General features: G+C 66.3%; 15 protein-coding genes. 7 read left to right on the forward strand and 8 right to left on the reverse strand.

Annotated features, from left to right (window positions below; translation table 11 throughout):
• Positions 1-28 precede the first annotated feature (28 nt).
• Positions 29-478 (reverse strand): DUF3576 domain-containing protein, encoded by a 450-nt coding sequence (locus tag GRI55_RS03070; RefSeq protein ID WP_160766159.1) that lies wholly within the window; start codon positions 476-478, stop codon positions 29-31.
• Positions 479-962: 484 nt separating this feature from the next.
• Here GRI55_RS03070 and GRI55_RS03075 point away from each other — a divergent pair, with 484 nt between their 5' ends.
• The 3 genes from GRI55_RS03075 to GRI55_RS03085 all read left to right on the forward strand — a co-directional run bounded on the left by GRI55_RS03075 (position 963) and on the right by GRI55_RS03085 (position 2,949).
• Positions 963-1,718 (forward strand): hypothetical protein, encoded by a 756-nt coding sequence (locus tag GRI55_RS03075; protein ID WP_160766160.1) that lies wholly within the window; start codon positions 963-965, stop codon positions 1,716-1,718.
• Positions 1,719-1,837: 119 nt separating this feature from the next.
• Positions 1,838-2,563 carry an acetoacetyl-CoA reductase gene (gene phbB, locus GRI55_RS03080; RefSeq protein ID WP_160766161.1) on the forward strand — a complete coding sequence of 242 codons (726 nt, stop codon included), beginning with the start codon at positions 1,838-1,840 and terminating at the stop codon, positions 2,561-2,563.
• A gap of 107 nt (positions 2,564-2,670) precedes the next feature.
• A complete protein-coding gene (locus GRI55_RS03085) occupies positions 2,671-2,949 on the forward strand; it encodes a ribbon-helix-helix domain-containing protein (protein ID WP_050601597.1) in 279 nt (92 codons plus the stop codon).
• Between the two features lie 11 nt (positions 2,950-2,960).
• On the opposite strand, the gene GRI55_RS03090 is transcribed toward GRI55_RS03085, so the two are convergent.
• Positions 2,961-3,188, reverse strand: coding sequence for a hypothetical protein (locus GRI55_RS03090; RefSeq protein WP_050601596.1), 228 nt, complete (start codon positions 3,186-3,188; stop codon positions 2,961-2,963).
• Between the two features lie 62 nt (positions 3,189-3,250).
• Entirely contained in the window at positions 3,251-4,534 is a 1,284-nt protein-coding gene (gene murA, locus GRI55_RS03095) for a UDP-N-acetylglucosamine 1-carboxyvinyltransferase (protein ID WP_050601595.1), read from the reverse strand.
• A 140-nt stretch (positions 4,535-4,674) separates the two neighbouring features.
• On the opposite strand from murA, the gene GRI55_RS03100 reads away from it, so the two are divergent.
• Positions 4,675-5,565 (forward strand): UTP--glucose-1-phosphate uridylyltransferase, encoded by an 891-nt coding sequence (locus GRI55_RS03100; RefSeq protein WP_160766162.1) that lies wholly within the window; start codon positions 4,675-4,677, stop codon positions 5,563-5,565.
• 415 nt (positions 5,566-5,980) lie between these two features.
• Here GRI55_RS03100 and GRI55_RS03105 read toward each other — a convergent pair whose 3' ends face one another.
• The 5 genes from GRI55_RS03105 to glnE all read right to left on the reverse strand — a co-directional run bounded on the left by GRI55_RS03105 (position 5,981) and on the right by glnE (position 13,202).
• Positions 5,981-7,282: a cytochrome P450 gene (locus GRI55_RS03105; protein ID WP_160766163.1), complete on the reverse strand. Its 1,302-nt coding sequence runs from the start codon at positions 7,280-7,282 to the stop codon at positions 5,981-5,983.
• Entirely contained in the window at positions 7,282-8,829 is a 1,548-nt protein-coding gene (locus tag GRI55_RS03110) for an acyl-CoA synthetase (RefSeq protein WP_160766164.1), read from the reverse strand. Before GRI55_RS03110 ends, GRI55_RS03105 begins: the two co-directional genes overlap by 1 nt.
• Positions 8,830-8,980: 151 nt before the next feature.
• Positions 8,981-9,661, reverse strand: coding sequence for a M23 family metallopeptidase (locus tag GRI55_RS03115; protein ID WP_082835590.1), 681 nt, complete (start codon positions 9,659-9,661; stop codon positions 8,981-8,983).
• A 389-nt stretch (positions 9,662-10,050) separates the two neighbouring features.
• Positions 10,051-10,524, reverse strand: coding sequence for a peroxiredoxin (locus GRI55_RS03120; protein WP_063506219.1), 474 nt, complete (start codon positions 10,522-10,524; stop codon positions 10,051-10,053).
• Positions 10,521-13,202 (reverse strand): bifunctional [glutamate--ammonia ligase]-adenylyl-L-tyrosine phosphorylase/[glutamate--ammonia-ligase] adenylyltransferase, encoded by a 2,682-nt coding sequence (glnE, locus tag GRI55_RS03125; RefSeq protein WP_160766461.1) that lies wholly within the window; start codon positions 13,200-13,202, stop codon positions 10,521-10,523. The genes GRI55_RS03120 and glnE overlap by 4 nt, the downstream gene beginning before the upstream one ends.
• A gap of 102 nt (positions 13,203-13,304) precedes the next feature.
• Between glnE and GRI55_RS03130 the strand changes: the two genes are divergently transcribed.
• From GRI55_RS03130 to GRI55_RS15135, 3 genes are read left to right on the forward strand one after another with little or no spacing between them, the layout of a single operon-like run.
• Positions 13,305-15,008, forward strand: a complete 1,704-nt coding sequence (locus GRI55_RS03130; RefSeq protein WP_160766165.1) for a M28 family metallopeptidase — start codon at positions 13,305-13,307, stop codon at positions 15,006-15,008.
• Positions 15,009-15,033: 25 nt separating this feature from the next.
• Positions 15,034-16,026, forward strand: a complete 993-nt coding sequence (locus GRI55_RS03135) for an agmatine deiminase family protein (protein ID WP_160766166.1) — start codon at positions 15,034-15,036, stop codon at positions 16,024-16,026.
• Between the two features lie 35 nt (positions 16,027-16,061).
• On the forward strand, positions 16,062-16,190 hold the full coding sequence (locus GRI55_RS15135) for a hypothetical protein (RefSeq protein ID WP_265597042.1): 129 nt from the start codon (positions 16,062-16,064) through the stop codon (positions 16,188-16,190).

The following is a 16,190-nucleotide window of genomic DNA, read 5'->3' on the forward strand; positions in this document are numbered from 1 at the left end:
AGGCGCTTTTCCGGTTGCGCCCCCGCGATCAGCTGACCGCTTCGCGGCGCAGTTCGCGGGCCTTGGTCAGGATGATGTCTTCCAGCCGCTGGACGGTCGCCGCCTGGACCGGTGCGTCGACCCAGCTGCCCGACTGGTTGACCTGACGGCTCGCCGCCACGCGCAGCGCGTCGGCGCGCAGGTCCGAATCGAGGATCGTCACCGTCACCTTGACCCGTTCGCCGGGGTTGCTGGGATTGGCGTACCAGTCGCTGACAATCACGCCGCCATTGCTGTCCGCCTGCAGCAGCGGGGCGAAGCTGAGCGCATCGAGCGCCGCGCGCCAGAGGTAGGAATTGACGCCGATCGTGGTGACCTGCGCCGCCGCCATGTCCGCCTGCGGCCGTTCACGCCCGCCGCCGCATGCCGCGAGGCCGACCGTGGCGGCAATCGCAACGGCAAAGGTTGCAGGGCGGCGAATGGTTGCAAAGGCGCTCATGTCGATCCTTGGTATCACTGACGTTCCCGGCTCTATAAAGACTGCGCGCGCACGGGCAAGCGTTCGTCCCGCGCGGCACAATGCCCGTCTGGCCTCCATGCCACTGAATGCCGCCTGAATCCGCACGGCGGCATGCCGCGATCATCGTATGCCGGGCGAGCAGGCCGCCGCTCCGCAGCGGCCGTGCATCGCGGGGCGTTCCAGAGCGCGGAGGGCATCGCCAATGCTGCTTGCGGCATTCGATAAGTTACCGGGAAGAGCCGGAAAATTCCGCTGGCAGGCACTTTGCCACCACGCTTGTGGGCAAACCGCAACACCTTTTGCGAAACTGTCGCAGATGCTGTGGAAAAGCTGGCCATGGCACCGCCCGCTGGTACCATGGCCGGAGAACAGACAGGACTCGGCTGCGCTTGTGCAGAAATACAGGAACCGTTCAGCGGACCTGTGACTTGAAGTTCCTGAAGATGAAGGGTGCGGGTTCGCAATGGCACGTTCGGGTACAGATCAGGGCAAGACGCGGTTCGTTCCGGCAGCGCTTATTGCTGCCGGTCTGGCGCTGACCATTCCCGCCGCCGGTCTCGCTGTGGTGCAGGCCGACGGGGCCGAAGCCCTGCCCGAAACCGTATCCTACCTCCCCTTCACGCCCGCCAATTCGGATCCGCGGCTGGCCGCACGCGTCGCTGCCCTGATCGGCGAAGACGGGCTGCGCTTCACCCCTGCGAACAAGTCGGGGCTGGCGAAAGACCGCACCGTCACCGTCGCGGTACGGGTGGACGATGCCACCGCGCGGGCCATGTCGGTGCGCACGGCAATCGATTCGGTGGGCAGCGCTGAACGCGTGCTCGCGATCAGCCCGACCAGCTACAATCTGGGCATCTCGCGCGGCTACCAGAGCTTCGCGCAGACCGCCAAGCCGGCCACCGTTTCGGTCGGCCTGCGTGACATGGGCATGCCCGATCTCGCCAATTTCGCGCCCGACAAGGGCGACAAGCCGGCAAAACCCGGGCGGTTCGATTCGCGGCTCGCGCTCGAGAAGCAGGACAATGCCGGCCGTGCACCGCGCACGCTCGAAGGCATGGGCAACCAGAGTGTCGATCTCAGCACGTCCTACCGCGTGGTCGGTAATCTCAACGTGACCGCCGGCGTGCGCCTGTCCAAGGACAGCAACCGCCTCGCGCCGCTGACCGACGGGGTCGAAGACGACCAGGCCGTCTACGTCGGCACCCGCGTCAGCTTCTAGGCTCCGCCCCATCCGGTAAATACGTCTGCACGCGCCCCCGCGCGCGGACAAAGCGCTTGGCGCGATCGGCTCCGCTCGCCTAGTCTGTGCGAACGCTACGGCAAGTTGGGGGGAATTCTATGTCACGGGTGGCTATCGTAACCGGCGGCACGCGCGGGATCGGCCGCGCGATCTGCGAACGGCTGCGCGACGAGCGCGGTTTCACCGTTATTGCCAATTACGCGGGCAACACCGACGCGGCGGCGCGGTTCACCGAGGAGACGGGTCTGCCCACCGCGCGCTTCGATGTCGGCGATCCCGACGCGGTCCACGAGGCCTGCGCCCGGATCGAACGGGAACACGGGCCGATCGACGTGGTCGTCAACAATGCCGGCATCACCCGCGACGGCACGCTGCTGAAAATGAGCTATGACGATTGGGACGCGGTCATGCGCACCAATCTGGGCGGCTGCTTCAACACCGCCAAGGCCACTTTCGCGGGAATGAAGGAACGCGGCTGGGGCCGGATCGTCAACATCGGGTCGATCAACGGCCAGGCGGGACAATACGGCCAGGTCAATTACGCCGCCGCCAAAAGCGGGATCCACGGATTCACCAAGGCGCTGGCGCAGGAAGGCGCGCGCTTCGGGATCACGGTCAACGCCATTGCGCCGGGCTATATCGACACCGAAATGGTCGCCGCGGTGCCCGAGCCGGTGCTGGAAAAGATCGTCGCCAAGATCCCCGTCGGCCGGCTCGGCCGCGCCAGCGAGATCGCCCGCGGGGTAAGCTTCCTGTGCTCCGAACACGCCGAATTCGTCACCGGTTCGACGGTGAGCATCAACGGCGGACAGCACATGTATTGATCGGGTGCGCCGAGGCGCCCCCGTCCCGCCGCGTCCCGGGAACGTTCCGGGGCCTCTCGCGAAAAAAATCGTGGTGCGAGCGCTGCGGATATGTAGAGGGGGCGCCGATGACTCCCCCCTATCACCCGCCGAAGAAATACTCGGTCCGCATCGACGGCCACCGTACCTCGATCAGCCTCGAACCCCTGTTCTGGGAAAAGCTCACCACTGCAGCGCGGATGCGCAACCAGTCGATCAACGCGCTGGTGGCGCAGATCGACGCCGAACGCATCCGTGCGGATACGCCGCCCGGGCTGGCTGGCGCGATCCGGATCTGGCTGGTCACGCACGAAAAAGGCGGCTGGATCACTCCAGCCGCCCCGGTGTCGGAACTGGCCGACAGCTGAACCCTTCCGGGTCAGTATTTCGCGGTCGCGTCGCTCGCCGGATAGGTTTCGTCGAGCGCTTCGTCGGTTGCGCTCATCGTGTCGCCCTTCGTGCCGGTCGCTGCCGCGCCCGCATCGCGGAACTGGCCCTCCGGCTGGCCGTCGGCAAAGGCGACGCCATTCTTGTCGACACGGTTCTTCTCGTAGTAGCGATAGCCGGCATAACCGAGACCGCCGAGTGCCAAAAGCTTGAGTAACATGAGAAAACTCCTTTCTTGCTGCCCCAACGTACGGGTCGCCGGAAAGGTCCTTCAATCACGCCTCAATCGTCGCCGACGCGCTCCACATCCGCGCCCACCAGTTGCAGCTTCTCTTCCAGCCGCTCGTAACCGCGGTCGAGGTGGTAGAGCCGGCGCACGGTGGTCGCGCCTTCGGCGGCCAACCCGGCGATCACCAGGCTCATCGATGCACGCAGATCGGTCGCCATCACTTCGGCGCCAGTGAGACGCGTGGGCCCGCGCACGATCGCGGTGCGCCCCTCGGTCTCGATATCCGCGCCCATCCGCGCCAGTTCGGGCACGTGCATGAAACGGTTCTCGAAGATCGTTTCCTTGAGCACGCTGGTGCCTTCGGCGCGGGTCAACAGGCTCATCAGCTGCGCCTGCATGTCGGTGGCCAGCCCCGGAAAAGGCGCGGTGGTGAGATTATGCGCCTTGAGCGGCCCGTTCGCGGCCACGTTGATGCCGTGCTTGTCGCTCTCGATCTCCACTCCGATATTGCGCAGCGCATGCAGCGTGGAGCCCATGTCGCCCGCTTCCGCCCCCTCGAGCCGCACTTCGCCGCCCGTGATCGCCGCCGCGCAGGCATAGGAGCCCGCCTCGATCCGGTCGGGCATCACCCGGTAGGTCGCGCCGTGCAGCTTGCTGACCCCGTGGATCGTCAGTTCGGACGTGCCGACCCCTTCGATCTCCGCGCCCATCGCGGTGAGCAAATTGCACAGATCGACAATCTCGGGCTCGCGCGCGGCGTTGACCAGCCGGCTGGTGCCCTTGCACAGCACCGCCGCCATCAATGCATTCTCGGTCGCGCCGACCGACACGACGGGGAAGTCGAATTCGCCGCCGGGCAGCCCGCCGTCGGGCGCGCTGGCTTTCACATAGCCCTGCGCCAGTTCGATATGCGCGCCGAAGGCTTCGAGCACCTTGAGATGCAGGTCGATCGGGCGGTTGCCAATCGCGCAGCCACCGGGCAGCGACACGGTCGCCTCGCCGGTGCGCGCCAGCAGCGGACCGAGCACGAGGATTGAAGCGCGCATCTTGCGCACCAGATCGTAGGGCGCGACCGAACTGGTGATGCGCATCGCCTCGAGCGTGACATTGCGGCCGAACTCCTCGGGCCGCTTGCCGGGGATCGTGTGGCTGACGCCGAACTGCGTCATCAGGTGCTGGAAGCCGTCGATATCCGCCAGCCGCGGCAGGTTGCGCAGCGTCAGCGCCTCCTCGGTCAGCAACGCGCAGGGTATCAGCGTGAGCGCGGCGTTCTTGGCGCCCGAAATGGGGATGGTCCCCGACAGGCGGTTGCCGCCGCGAATGATCAATTTGTCCATGGAACCGTGCTTTACCCTCGCGCGCCATGCTGGCAAGCGTCACGATAGCGTCGCAGCGCCGCACCAGCGGATGTATCGTCGACCGATCCCGTGCGCCCCCTCGCGCGAAACGACCGCGCAAACAGGCAGGAGGAACAGAGATGTCAGCCCGTAAACCGATCAAGAAGGCGGTGTTTCCCGTCGCCGGTCTCGGTACCCGCTTTCTCCCCGCGACCAAGGCCATTCCCAAGGAATTGCTGCCCATCGTCGACCGTCCGCTGATCCAGTATGCGGTGGACGAGGCGCGCGAGGCGGGGATCGAGCAGATCATCTTCGTCACCGGCCGCGGCAAGACCGCGATCGTCGAGCATTTCGACGTCGCCTTCGAACTCGAAACCACCATGGCGGAGCGCGGCAAGGACCTCTCGGTGCTCGAACCCACCCGCGCCACGCCGGGCGATATCATCACCGTGCGCCAGCAGGTCCCGCTGGGGCTCGGCCATGCGATCTGGTGCGCGCGCGCGATCGTCGGCGACGATCCCTTCGCCATCCTCCTGCCCGACGAGCTGATGGTCGCGGCCAAGGGCGGCGGCACCGGCTGCATGAAGCAGATGGTCGAAGCCTATGAAGAGGTCGGCGGCAATCTGATTTCGGTGCTCGAAGTGCCGCATGACGAAGTGTCGAGCTATGGCGTCATCGCGCCAGGCGCCCAGCTGTCCGATACGCTGACCGAGGTGACCGGGCTGGTCGAAAAGCCCCCGGTCGACCAGGCGCCGTCGAACAAGATCATCTCGGGCCGCTACATCCTCCAGCCTGAGGTGATGGGCGTGCTCAAGGACCAGGGCAAGGGCGCGGGCGGCGAGATCCAGCTGACCGACGCAATGGCGAAAATGATCGGCAACCAGCCCTTCCACGCCGCCACCTTCGCCGGCCGCCGCTTCGACTGCGGCAGCAAGACCGGCTTCGTCGAGGCGACGCTGGCACTGGCACTCGAACGCGAAGACATGGGCGCCGAAGTCCGCGCGATGGCGGAGCGGCTGCTGACGGAGTAGACCTCCGGTCCGCCGCATCGGCAGCCGCCGTTCGAGCGATATCGTCACTCTGAACCTGGTTCGGGGGTTTTACGCGCCCTCTCTTTGAACTGGAGGGCAGCAGCTATCGCCGCGAACGCCGTGCGGCCAGGAGCGCCGGGCCCCATACTGCATGGCTGGACGATTTTCCTACACCGCCGGCGTTTGGTAGCCTTCGTCCGGTGCTGCGTTCTTTCCGCTCCCTTTCATACCCTCAGCAAAGGGCGTTCCGTCGCCAGAGACGGCTTGCGGTCACAGAACTGGGTGGTCGGAAGGTCACGGTCAGACGCGGCATCGTCCCCGTGCACCCACGCTTCGCGGCGGCAGGCAGCGGAAGGTCACGCTTTCTCACAGCGCGATTGCCGGTCCAGCGCGGCGCAGGTCGCCGTGCGGCCGGTCAGGCCGCAGTGAAGCGCAGCGGTAGCGTCTTGAGCCCTCCGACGAATGTCGATTTGGACCGCGCGGGTTTGCCCGCCAGTTCGACGGTCTCGATCCGGTCGAGCAGCACTTCGAACAGGATGCGCATTTCGAGCCGGGCGAGATGCAGGCCGAGGCACTGGTGCGCGCCCGCGCCGAAGGCGAGGTGGCGGTTGGGGCTGCGCGCGGCATCGAAACGGCGCGGGTCGTCGAAATGCGCCGGATCGTGATTGGCGGCGACATAGTTCATCATCAGCCAGTCGCCCTTGGCGATGGCCTGCCCGCCGACCTCGGTGTCCTGGGCCGCAGTGCGCATGAAGTGCTGCACCGGCGTGGTCCAGCGGATCGCTTCCTCGACGATGCCGGGCAGCAGGCTGCGGTCGGCGCGCACCCGCGTCCATTGCTCAGCATCCTGCGCCAGTGCGAGCATCGCGCCCGCGGTGCTGGCGCTGGTGGTGTCGTGCCCCGCGGCGGCAAGGATGATGTAATAGCCCATCATGTCGCGGTCGTTGAGCGGTTCGCCATCGACCACCGCATTCGCGATCGTGCTGGCGACATCGGTGGTGGGATTAGCCCGGCGCTCGGCGGTGAGCTTGGCAAAATAGGCCTCGAAGTCCTTGACCGCGCCCGCCACCAGCTGGGTGATCGCCTCGGGCGGGAGGTCCTTCATCCCCGACTGGTTGAGGTCCTCGTCGCTACCGCCGAACATCTGCTGCGTGAGCGTCAGCATGCGCGGCTCGTCTTCCTCGGGCACGCCGAGGATCTGCATCACCACATGCAGCGGATAGGGCGCTGAAACGGCCTTCACGAAATCCGCCTCGCCGCCGCCCGCCAGCAGCCGGTCGACCGCGGCATGCGCGATGCCGCGGATCTCGTCCTCCACGCCGCGCAGGTTCTTGGGCATGAACCATTCCTGCGTCAGCTTGCGATACTTCATGTGGACCGGCGCATCGAAGGTGACGAGGCTGGCGACCATGTGTTCGCTGCCGCCGGTGAGCGCCTTGGCGAACTCGATCCCATCGGTCAGGCTGAAGACGACGCTTTGCGGGTTGTTGAGGAAGGTCGCATTGTCCTTCGACATGCGCATCACATCGTCATAGCGCGTGACCAGCCAGAACGGCGGGTGGACCGCATCGTCGGCCGGTTCGACCCAGGCGACGGGGGTATCCTCGCGCAGGCGGTCGAACGTGTCGAGCAGGCCGTCCCATTCGGCGTAGCTCTGCGGGTCGATCACCGCCCGGGCAGTGGCGGGATCGAGCCGGGCCCGGTCCTGCGCCGCCATCACGCCTGCTCCGTCTGCTGTTCGGCCGCCTTCTGGAATTCGTCGCGCAGCTCGCGCTTGTACAGCTTGCCATTGGCCTCGCGCGGGAGCTGCGCGCGGAAGTCGAACAGCTTGGGCATCTTGATCTTGGACAGGCTGGGAGCGAGGAAATCGCGCAGCTCGGCCTCGAGCGCATCGCCCGCCTCGGCCATGTCGATCGGCTGCACCACCGCGACCACCTTCTCGCCGAAGTCGGGGCAGGGCGCACCGATCACCGCGGCGTCCATCACCTTGTCATGCGTGACCAGCAGATTCTCGATCTCCTGCGGGTAGATGTTGACCCCGCCCGAGATGATCATGTGGCTCTTGCGGTCGGTGAGATAGAGGAAGCCGTCCTCGTCGACATGGCCGATATCGCCCAGCGTCATCCAGCCCTTGGGATGCATCGCTTCGCGCGTCTTCTCGGGATCGTTGTGATAGGTCGGGATGAGATCGTTCTCGAAATAGAGCAATCCGTCCTGGCCCGCGGGGACCTCTTCCCCCTCGGCATCGCAGACATGCAGCGTGCCGTGGATCGCCTTGCCGACGCTGCCGGGATGGGTCAGCCAGTCCTCGGCCTTGATCAGCGTCATGCCGACACCTTCGGAGCCGGCGTAATATTCGTTGATGATCGGCCCCCACCATTCGATCATCTCGCGCTTGATCGGCACCGGGCACGGCGCGGCGGCGTGCAGCGCACGCTGGTGGCTCGAGAGGTCGTAACGCGTGCGTACCTCGGGATCGAGTTTGAGCATGCGCACGAAATGCGTCGGCACCCACTGGCTGTCGGTGATCTTGTATTTCTCGATCGTCTCGAGCGCGTGTTCGGGATCGAACTTCTCCATCACCACGACCGTGCCGCCAAGCCGCTGGGCGGTGGTGCACCAGCCGATCGGCGCAGCATGATAGAGCGGCGCGGGCGAGAGATAGACCATGCTGCCATCGGCGGGCATGCCGGCGCCCATCACCGCGAGGCCCATCAGCGGATTGGTCGCGAGGATGTCGTCATCCTCGGGCGGCGCGGGCTTGACCCCCTTGGGCCGTCCGGTGGTGCCCGAGGAATAGAGCATGTACTGGCCCGGCGCCTGGTCGGCGATCGGCTCGGCAGGCTGCGCGGCGAGCGCGGCTTCGTAATCTTCCTCGCCCTCGCCATCGACGATCAGCAGCGGCAGGTCGGCGCATTCGTCGCGGATGCCCTCGATCGCCTCGGCATAGCGCGTGCTGGTGAGCAGGAACTTGGCTCCCGCATCGTTGAGGATGTAGCAGATCTCCGGCGCGGTAAGCCGGGTCGAGATCGGCACCATCATCGTGCCCGCACGCTGCGACCCCCACACCACCTGCAGGTAATGGACGTTGTTTTCCATCAGCACTGCGAAATGGTCGCCGCGCTTGAGTCCGCGTGCCCGCAGCAGTTGCGCAAAGCGGTTCGCATAGGCGTCCATTTCCGCGAAAGTCACGGTCTGGCCGCTACCCGCCATGATCATCGCGGGATGGTCGGGGCGCGTCTGCGCATGGGTGATGGGGTGCATTGCTGGCTCTCTCCTCTCTGTCGGTCCGCTGTTCGTGCGCGGACTCGTCCAGTTTCGAGAAGAAACCTACCTATGCGTTTCACATGGGCAAGGAAAAAGGCGCCGGGATCGCTCCCGCCGCCTTTTTATCCTGCCCGAAAGGCCGGCTCGATCAGTTGTCGTCGCCGTCGCCCTGCCCGCCAGTGCCGGTGGCGAGCGCGAAAGCCCGCTGCGCTTCCGATTCGACCATATAGGGAACCGGGTTCACGGCCTTGCCGGCGATGCGGACTTCGTAGTGGAGGTGCGGGCCGGTCGAGCGGCCGGTCGAACCGACATAGCCGATGACGTCACCCTTCTTCACGCGGGTGCCGGCCTTCACCGTGATGCCCGACATATGTGCAAACCGCGTCTGCAGATCGGCGCCATGTTCGATCGAGACGAACTTGCCGTAGCTCGAGAACCATTCCGCCTTGCTGACATAGCCATCGGCGGTGGCATAGATCGGCGTGCCGGTCGGGGCCGACAGATCGACACCCTTGTGGCTGCGGCGCCCACCGAGCACGGGGTGCGTCCGCATGCCGTAATCGCTGGTCAGCCGCGTATCGTCGAGCGGCATCCGCGAAGGCACCGAGACCCGCGCCGCTGCCGGCGTCGAGCGGTCGAGTTCGTCCCATTTGGCGAACAGCTGCTGGAACTGGGCGTCGTCACCCGGCTGGGCCGACTGGGCCACCTTGCTCATGTCGATGGCACCGACCGCCGCAGCGGCGTTGGTTTCCTGCGCTTGCGCCGGAGCGGCGGCAAGACCGAAACCGGCCATAATTGCGAAAGCAAGCGTTGCGCGCTTGGTGATCATGCTAACCCGTCCATCCGACGCTTTGCGCGCCTTTTGCTCTTGGCGAAGACAGCGTCCCATGCCGCTTTCGCCATTTTTACGTCACTGCCGGAACCCCCCGGCGTCTCGTGAGTTTGGGTTATCGGGTAAAAAATCGATCAGGCAAGTGCTGCGGAACGGACGCGCGGCAGGCCGCAAGCGAAACGCGTTGAGTCGTTGAAACCCCGCTCCCACCCCCCGAAAATCGACTTCGACACGCGATTTTGCAGCGATTTCCGATATTTTCGACCGTATCCGGCAGTAATCCGCGAAATCGGTTGCAGCCGAACCGGGCAATGCCTGCAGCAGGGTCAACGATTCGCTGGCTGCAGACCGCAGGAGCGCCCGGTGCTTGCCCGCCGCCTGCGCGGTCAGGCGGTGCGCGCGGCTTCGAGGACTTCGTCGACGTGGCCCTTGACCCGGACCTTGGGCCAGATGCGCAGGATGCGCCCGTCTTCGCCGAGCAGGTAGGTCGAGCGAATCATGCCCATATAGGTGCGGCCGTAATTGGTCTTCTCGCCCCACACCCCCAGCGTATCGGACAGACCGCCTTCCTCCTTGTCGGTCGCGAGCGCGACGGTCAGATCGTGCTTGGCGATGAAATTCTGGTGCTTCTTCGGCGAATCCTTGCTGACACCGAGCAGGCGCGTTCCCGCCTTCTCGAATTCCTGCTTGAGCGCGGAAAATTCCTTCGCCTCGGTGGTGCAACCGGGCGTGTTGTCCTTCGGGTAGAAGAAGATCACCGCCTTGCTGCCCGCGAGGTCCGCCTTGGTTACCGTGCCGCCGTCGGGGGTTTCCATGCTGAAGTCGGGAAAGGCATCGCCTTCGGTAAAAGTATCGGTCATCCATCCATCTCCAAAGTTTCGCCGAACACGTCCTGCCAGGCCGCCGCGACGCTCTCGCGCGCGCCGCCTAGGCTGCGCAGCAGGTCGGCATAATTATCGCAGCCGCTCTGCCGCGCGAGCAGGGCCGCCGCGGCGGGATCGGGCCGATCGAGGTCGGGCGCCAGCAGCCGTGTACCGACCAGCAACCGCGTCATCAATCCATGCGCATCGGCAATCCCGGCGGGCAGCAGGCCGGCTTCGGCCAGCTCGGCGATGGCCTGCGCAAGACCCGGCACCAGACCTTCGTGATCGCGCAGCTGGAGAAAGTGGACGAGGAATTCGAGATCGACCAGCCCGCCGCGCAGCAGCTTCGCATCCAGCGGACCCTTGGCAGGCTTGTGCCCCGCCATCTCGGCGCGCATCTTCAGGACATCGCCGCGCAGCCGGTCGGCATCGCGCCGTTTGCACAGAATGTCGCGGACCACCGCGTCGACCTCGTCGCGGGCGCCGGTGCTGCCGACCAGCACGCGTGCACGCGTCAACGCCATGTGCTCCCACGTCCAGGCGTCCTCGCGCTGGTAGCGCGCGAAGCTCTCCACGCTCACTGCCAACGGCCCCTGGTTGCCCTGCGGGCGCAGCCGCGTATCGACTTCGTACAGCGCCCCTTGCGCGGTCGGCACGCTGAGCGCAGCCGTGACACGCTGCGCCAGGCGATTGAAATAGAGTGTCGCGCCAAGCGGGCGCTCGCCATCGGATTCGCCGTCATGCGTGCCGGTGAACAGATAGACGATGTCGAGATCGGATGCATGCGTAAGCACGCCGCCGCCCAGCCGGCCCAGACCGAGCACGACCAGTTCGCTGCCCGCGATCCGTCCGTGCTTGGCGGCGAATTCCTCTTCGGCCGCACGCACCGCCACCTGCAAAGCGGCTTCGGCGGTGCGCGCCAGTCCGGCGGCGATCGCCAGCGGGTCGTGCGCCGCTTCGACCAGTTGCACTGCCAGCGCGAACCGCTCTTCCCCGGTCACCACGCGCAAGCGGTCGAGCTGCATTTCGTAGTCGTCACCGCGTTCGCGGCGGCCCATCTTGGCCGCAAGTTCCTCGACCCCGCCGGGAAGATCCAGCGCGGTGCGATCGATCAGCGCATCGAGCAGGTCGGGGCGCCGCGCGAGTTCGTCGGCCAGCGGCGGAGCGAGCGTCAGGCAATCCGCCAGCAGGGCGAACAGACCCGGCCGCGCTTCGAGCAGGCGGAACAGGTTTACCGCGCTGGGGAGACGCGCGATCAGGCTTTCCCAGCGGAGCACCGCGGCGTCCGGGTCGGGCGAGGCCGCAATCGATGCCAGCAGGTCGGGCCGGATCGCGTCGAACGCGCTCAGCGCGGCCGAACTGCGCAGCGCCTGATATTTGCCGCTGGTCCACCCGGCCACGCGCTCCACCAGTTCCGGAGCGATACCGGGGGCATGGCTGTCCTCGCCCAGCACATGCGGCGCGCTTCTGGGAACCGATATACGGTCCTCGTCCAGCAGCGCATCGAAGCGCTCCGCAACCGGGCGGGCAAGCGTTTCCACCGCCTCGACCAGCTGCGCGCCGGTATCGAGACCGTGCAGCCGCGCGACCTCGTCCAGCGCCTGGCCGCTTGGGAGGCTGTGGGTCTGTTGGTCCCCGACCATCTGCAGCCGGTGTTCGATCGTGCGCAGCCCGTCATAGCTGTCACCCAGCCGGCGCGCGTCGCTTTCCCCGATACGGCCGGTCGCCGCTAGCGCATCGAGCGCTTCGCGTGTCCCGCGGCCGCGCAGCGAGGGATCGCGCCCGCCATGGATGAGCTGGTGGGTCTGCGCGAAGAATTCGACTTCGCGAATGCCCCCGCGGCCCAGCTTGAGATGGTAGCCCGGACCCGGTTCGGCAGGCCCGCGCTGCTCCTCGCGGATCCGGTGGGTCAGCCGGCGCACTTCGTCGATCGCGCCGAAATCCAAGTTGCGTCGCCATACGAATGGCCGGATATGGTCGAGAAACGCCTCGCCCGCAGCGATATCGCCCGCGCAGGAACGCGCCCGGATGAACGCCGCGCGCTCCCAGGCCAGCGCCGAGCTTTCGTAATGCGTGATCGCCGCATCGAGCGGCAGCGCCAGCGGGCTCACTTCGGAAGCGGGTCGCAGCCGCAGATCGACGCGAAAAACATACCCCTCGCTGGTGACTTCGGACAGCAAGCGCACGGTTTCACGGGCATAGCGCTGCGCCGCTTCACCCGGCTCGTCGCGCTCGCGGCGTGGCAGCGTCGCCGGATCGTAGAGCAGGATGGGGTCGATGTCGGATGAGTAGTTGAGCTCGCCTGCCCCGTGCTTGCCCAGCGCAAGGCCGATCATCCCCGCTGGCTCCGCATCCGGAACGCGCTTGCGGATCGCCGCCTCGATCGCTGCATGGAGTGCGCGATCGGCGAAAGTCGAAAGCTCGCGCATCACCTTGTAGAGATCGAATGCCCCGGCAAGGTCGCCCACGGCCAGCACCAGCGCGAGGCCGAGCCGTTCCTGCCGCAACGCGCTCGCGACATCGGTTGCGCGGACCTGCTTGGCGGCGCGCAGCGCAGCCTCGCCATCGCCGCTTGCCATCAGTTCCGCCAGCTCGGGGCGGCGTTCCAATGCGCGGGCAAGGAAAGGCGCGTGATCGCGGGCGCGGTTGAGCGCAGAAGTCCAGTCGGCAGCCATCGCCTGTCCCTCTGCCGCAAGGCGGCGCGGATGCGCAAGCTTGCCCTTGCCGCGCCATGCTGACAAGACGCGCGCATGTTCGAATTGAGAGGACGCCCTTCGATGAAACGCTTCGTTCTTGCTGCCTGTTCGGCGCTGCTGCTGACCGCCTGCGATGGCGCGCTGGAAACCGGCGCAGGCGCCGATGCCATGCTCGACTTGCCCGAAGTCGCCGACGGCACGCTTTCCGAAGCAACGATGAAGCGCGTCACCGAGCGCCTGTCGTCGGACGAATTCGAAGGCCGCGCGCCAGGCACCCAGGGCGAAGAAAAGACCGTTGCCTATCTGATCGAGGAATTCGAGAAGGCCGGCCTCGAACCGGGTAATAACGGCAGCTGGGTGCAGGAAGTGCCGCTGGTCGAAATCACCGGCAAGGATTACGCCCCGCTGACGATCGCAGGCGCCGATAGCGGCCCGATCGAACTCGAATACGCCTCCGACTGGGTCGGCGTGAGCTATCGCGAGGATGTCGAGACCGCGCTGGAAGATAGCGAACTGGTCTTCGTCGGCTATGGCATCAACGCACCCGAAAAGGGATGGAACGACTATGCCGGGCTGGACATGGCAGGCAAGACCGCGGTCATCCTCGTCAACGATCCCGATTTCGGCGCCGAGACGCTGGAAGGCCCGTTCAACGGCAAGGCCATGACCTATTACGGCCGCTGGACCTACAAATACGAAGAAGCCGGGCGCCAGGGCGCAGCCGGGGCGCTCATCATCCACGACACCGAACCCGCCAGCTATGGCTGGAACGTGGTCGAAAGCAGCTGGTCCGGCCCGCAGGCCTATGCCTCGCGCGGGGACAACCCGCCGCCGATGACGCAGCTCAATGGCTGGGTGCAGAAGAGCGTGGCTGAACGCCTGTTTGCCGCGGCGGGCAAGGATTTCGGCGAACTGGCCGCCGCCGCGCGCGAAGAGGGCTTCGCCCCGGTCGCGCTCGGACTGACCGCCTCGACCAGCTTCCGCAACGACATCCGTACCTTTGCCTCGAAGAACGTCATCGGCATGTTGCCGGGCAGCGAACGGCCTGACGAATATGTGATGCACACCGCGCACTGGGACCATCTCGGCCGGTGCACGCCGGCACCCGATGGCGACGACATCTGCAATGGCGCGGTCGACAACGCCACCGGCACCGCCGCGCTGGTCGCATTGGCCGAAGCGCATGCCCAGGCCGGCCCGGCCAAGCGCAGCCTCGTCTTCCTTGCGGTGACCGCGGAGGAATCGGGCCTGCTCGGCGCGGACTATTACGCTGCCGATCCGGTGTTCCCGCTCAACCAGACGGTCGGCGGCGTCAACATGGACGCCTTCCTGATGGCGGGCGCTGCGAAGGACGTGACCGTAGTCGGACCGGGCAAGTCGCAGCTCGACCTGTTCCTCGACAAGGCACTGATGAACGATGACCGGGTGACTACGCCCAATCCGAACCCCGAAGCGGGCTATTACTATCGTTCGGATCATTTCGCCTTCGCCAAGCGCGGCGTGCCGATGCTCTATCTCGACGGCGGCGAAGACCTGATCGACGGCGGAACCGAGGCGGGCGCCGCCGTAGCCGCCGATTACCGCGACAACCGCTATCACGGGCCCAAGGACGAATACGATCCGAACTGGGACTGGTCGGGCGTGATGAGCGATCTCGCGCTGTTCTACCGCATCGGGCGCATGCTGGCCGATTCGACCAGCTGGCCCAACTGGAACGAGGGCGACGAGTTCAAGGCCACGCGCGACGAGGATTGTGCCGCCGAAGGCGCTGGCTGCGCTGCCTGATCCTGCCGAGCGGGAGAACCGGTCCATGACGCCGCACATGCCGCCCGAATGGGCCCCGCAGGACTGGCTGTGGATCGGGTTCCCGCACGACGCGGATGAATGGCCCGCAGTGCTCCCGCGCGCGCAGGAGCAGATCGCGGCATTCGCCAATGCAGTGGCTGAGAGCGGACAGGAAGTTCGCCTGCTGGTTCGCGACGCCGCCAACGAGGCACGCGCGCGCCAGCTGGTAACCGGCGCCGTCACGCTCGAACGGCGCAGCTACGGCGATGTCTGGCTGCGCGACACCGGCCCGCTGGTGCTGTGCGACGGCGCGGGCAACCGCGCCGCGCGGCGGTTCGGTTTCAACGGCTGGGGCGGCAAATATCTGATGGACGGCGACCAGACGGTCGGCGCCGAACTGGCCGAAGAAGCCGGGCTGCCGCTCGCAGTAGCGGACTGGATCCTCGAAGGCGGGGCGATCGACGGCGATGGCACCGGGCTGGTGGTCACGACCGAACAATGCCTGCTCAATCCCAACCGCAACCCGCAGCTGTCGCGCGAAGAAATCGAGGCCCGGTTGCGGCGCGATCTCGGTTTCACGCGCGTGCTGTGGCTCGGCGAAGGGCTGATCAACGACCACACCGACGGTCATGTCGACAATCTCGCGCGCTTCGTGGCGCCCAATACGCTGTGTTTGCCACGCGCCACCGGCAAGGACGATCCCAATGCCGCGATCTACGCCGATGCCAAGGCGCGCGCCGAAGCAGTGGGCGCGACCGTGAAGCAGATCCCCTCGCCCGGGCTGGTCACCAGCGGCGACCATGTCGAACCCGCGAGCTACGCCAATTTCGCGATCACCAGCCATCTCGTGGTCGTGCCGACCTTCGACAGCCCGCATGATGCCGAAGGCGTCGCAGCCGTGGCCGAACTGTTCCCCGACCGCGCAACGATCGGCCTGCCGGGCGATGCCGTGCTTGCGGGCGGAGGCGGGTTCCATTGCGCGAGCCAACAGATGCCCGCGGCCGGATGGCAGCCTTAACTTTTCATTAGCTATTGCAGCCGAGAATGGCGGTCATGGTCAAGCCCACCGCTCTCTCCCGCACGCAGACCCCCGCCCAGTCGGTGGTCGATCTCGCGCGCGCGCTGATCGTGGGTGGCTGCGGCCTTGCGCTGGTCCTCGCCGGACCGGTGCTGCCGTTCTGA

Origin of the sequence: Qipengyuania citrea, from assembly GCF_009828015.1 — a bacterium.
GTDB lineage: Bacteria > Pseudomonadota > Alphaproteobacteria > Sphingomonadales > Sphingomonadaceae > Qipengyuania > Qipengyuania citrea.

Excerpts from the sequence above, each read along its gene's own strand:
- GRI55_RS03070 (WP_160766159.1), bottom strand. The coding sequence starts at position 478 with ATGAGCGCCTTTGCAACCATTCGCCGCCCTGCAACCTTTGCCGTTGCG.
- GRI55_RS03120 (WP_063506219.1), bottom strand. The coding sequence starts at position 10,524 with ATGACCGATACTTTTACCGAAGGCGATGCCTTTCCCGACTTCAGCATG.
- GRI55_RS03105 (WP_160766163.1), bottom strand. The coding sequence starts at position 7,282 with ATGGCGGCGCAGGACCGGGCCCGGCTCGATCCCGCCACTGCCCGGGCG.
- glnE (WP_160766461.1), bottom strand. The coding sequence starts at position 13,202 with ATGGCTGCCGACTGGACTTCTGCGCTCAACCGCGCCCGCGATCACGCG.
- phbB (WP_160766161.1), top strand. The coding sequence starts at position 1,838 with ATGTCACGGGTGGCTATCGTAACCGGCGGCACGCGCGGGATCGGCCGC.
- murA (WP_050601595.1), bottom strand. The coding sequence starts at position 4,534 with ATGGACAAATTGATCATTCGCGGCGGCAACCGCCTGTCGGGGACCATC.
- GRI55_RS03075 (WP_160766160.1), top strand. The coding sequence starts at position 963 with ATGGCACGTTCGGGTACAGATCAGGGCAAGACGCGGTTCGTTCCGGCA.
- GRI55_RS03135 (WP_160766166.1), top strand. The coding sequence starts at position 15,034 with ATGACGCCGCACATGCCGCCCGAATGGGCCCCGCAGGACTGGCTGTGG.
- GRI55_RS03090 (WP_050601596.1), bottom strand. The coding sequence starts at position 3,188 with ATGTTACTCAAGCTTTTGGCACTCGGCGGTCTCGGTTATGCCGGCTAT.
- GRI55_RS03100 (WP_160766162.1), top strand. The coding sequence starts at position 4,675 with ATGTCAGCCCGTAAACCGATCAAGAAGGCGGTGTTTCCCGTCGCCGGT.
- GRI55_RS03085 (WP_050601597.1), top strand. The coding sequence starts at position 2,671 with ATGACTCCCCCCTATCACCCGCCGAAGAAATACTCGGTCCGCATCGAC.
- GRI55_RS03130 (WP_160766165.1), top strand. The coding sequence starts at position 13,305 with ATGAAACGCTTCGTTCTTGCTGCCTGTTCGGCGCTGCTGCTGACCGCC.
- GRI55_RS03110 (WP_160766164.1), bottom strand. The coding sequence starts at position 8,829 with ATGCACCCCATCACCCATGCGCAGACGCGCCCCGACCATCCCGCGATG.
- GRI55_RS15135 (WP_265597042.1), top strand. The coding sequence starts at position 16,062 with ATGGTCAAGCCCACCGCTCTCTCCCGCACGCAGACCCCCGCCCAGTCG.
- GRI55_RS03115 (WP_082835590.1), bottom strand. The coding sequence starts at position 9,661 with ATGATCACCAAGCGCGCAACGCTTGCTTTCGCAATTATGGCCGGTTTC.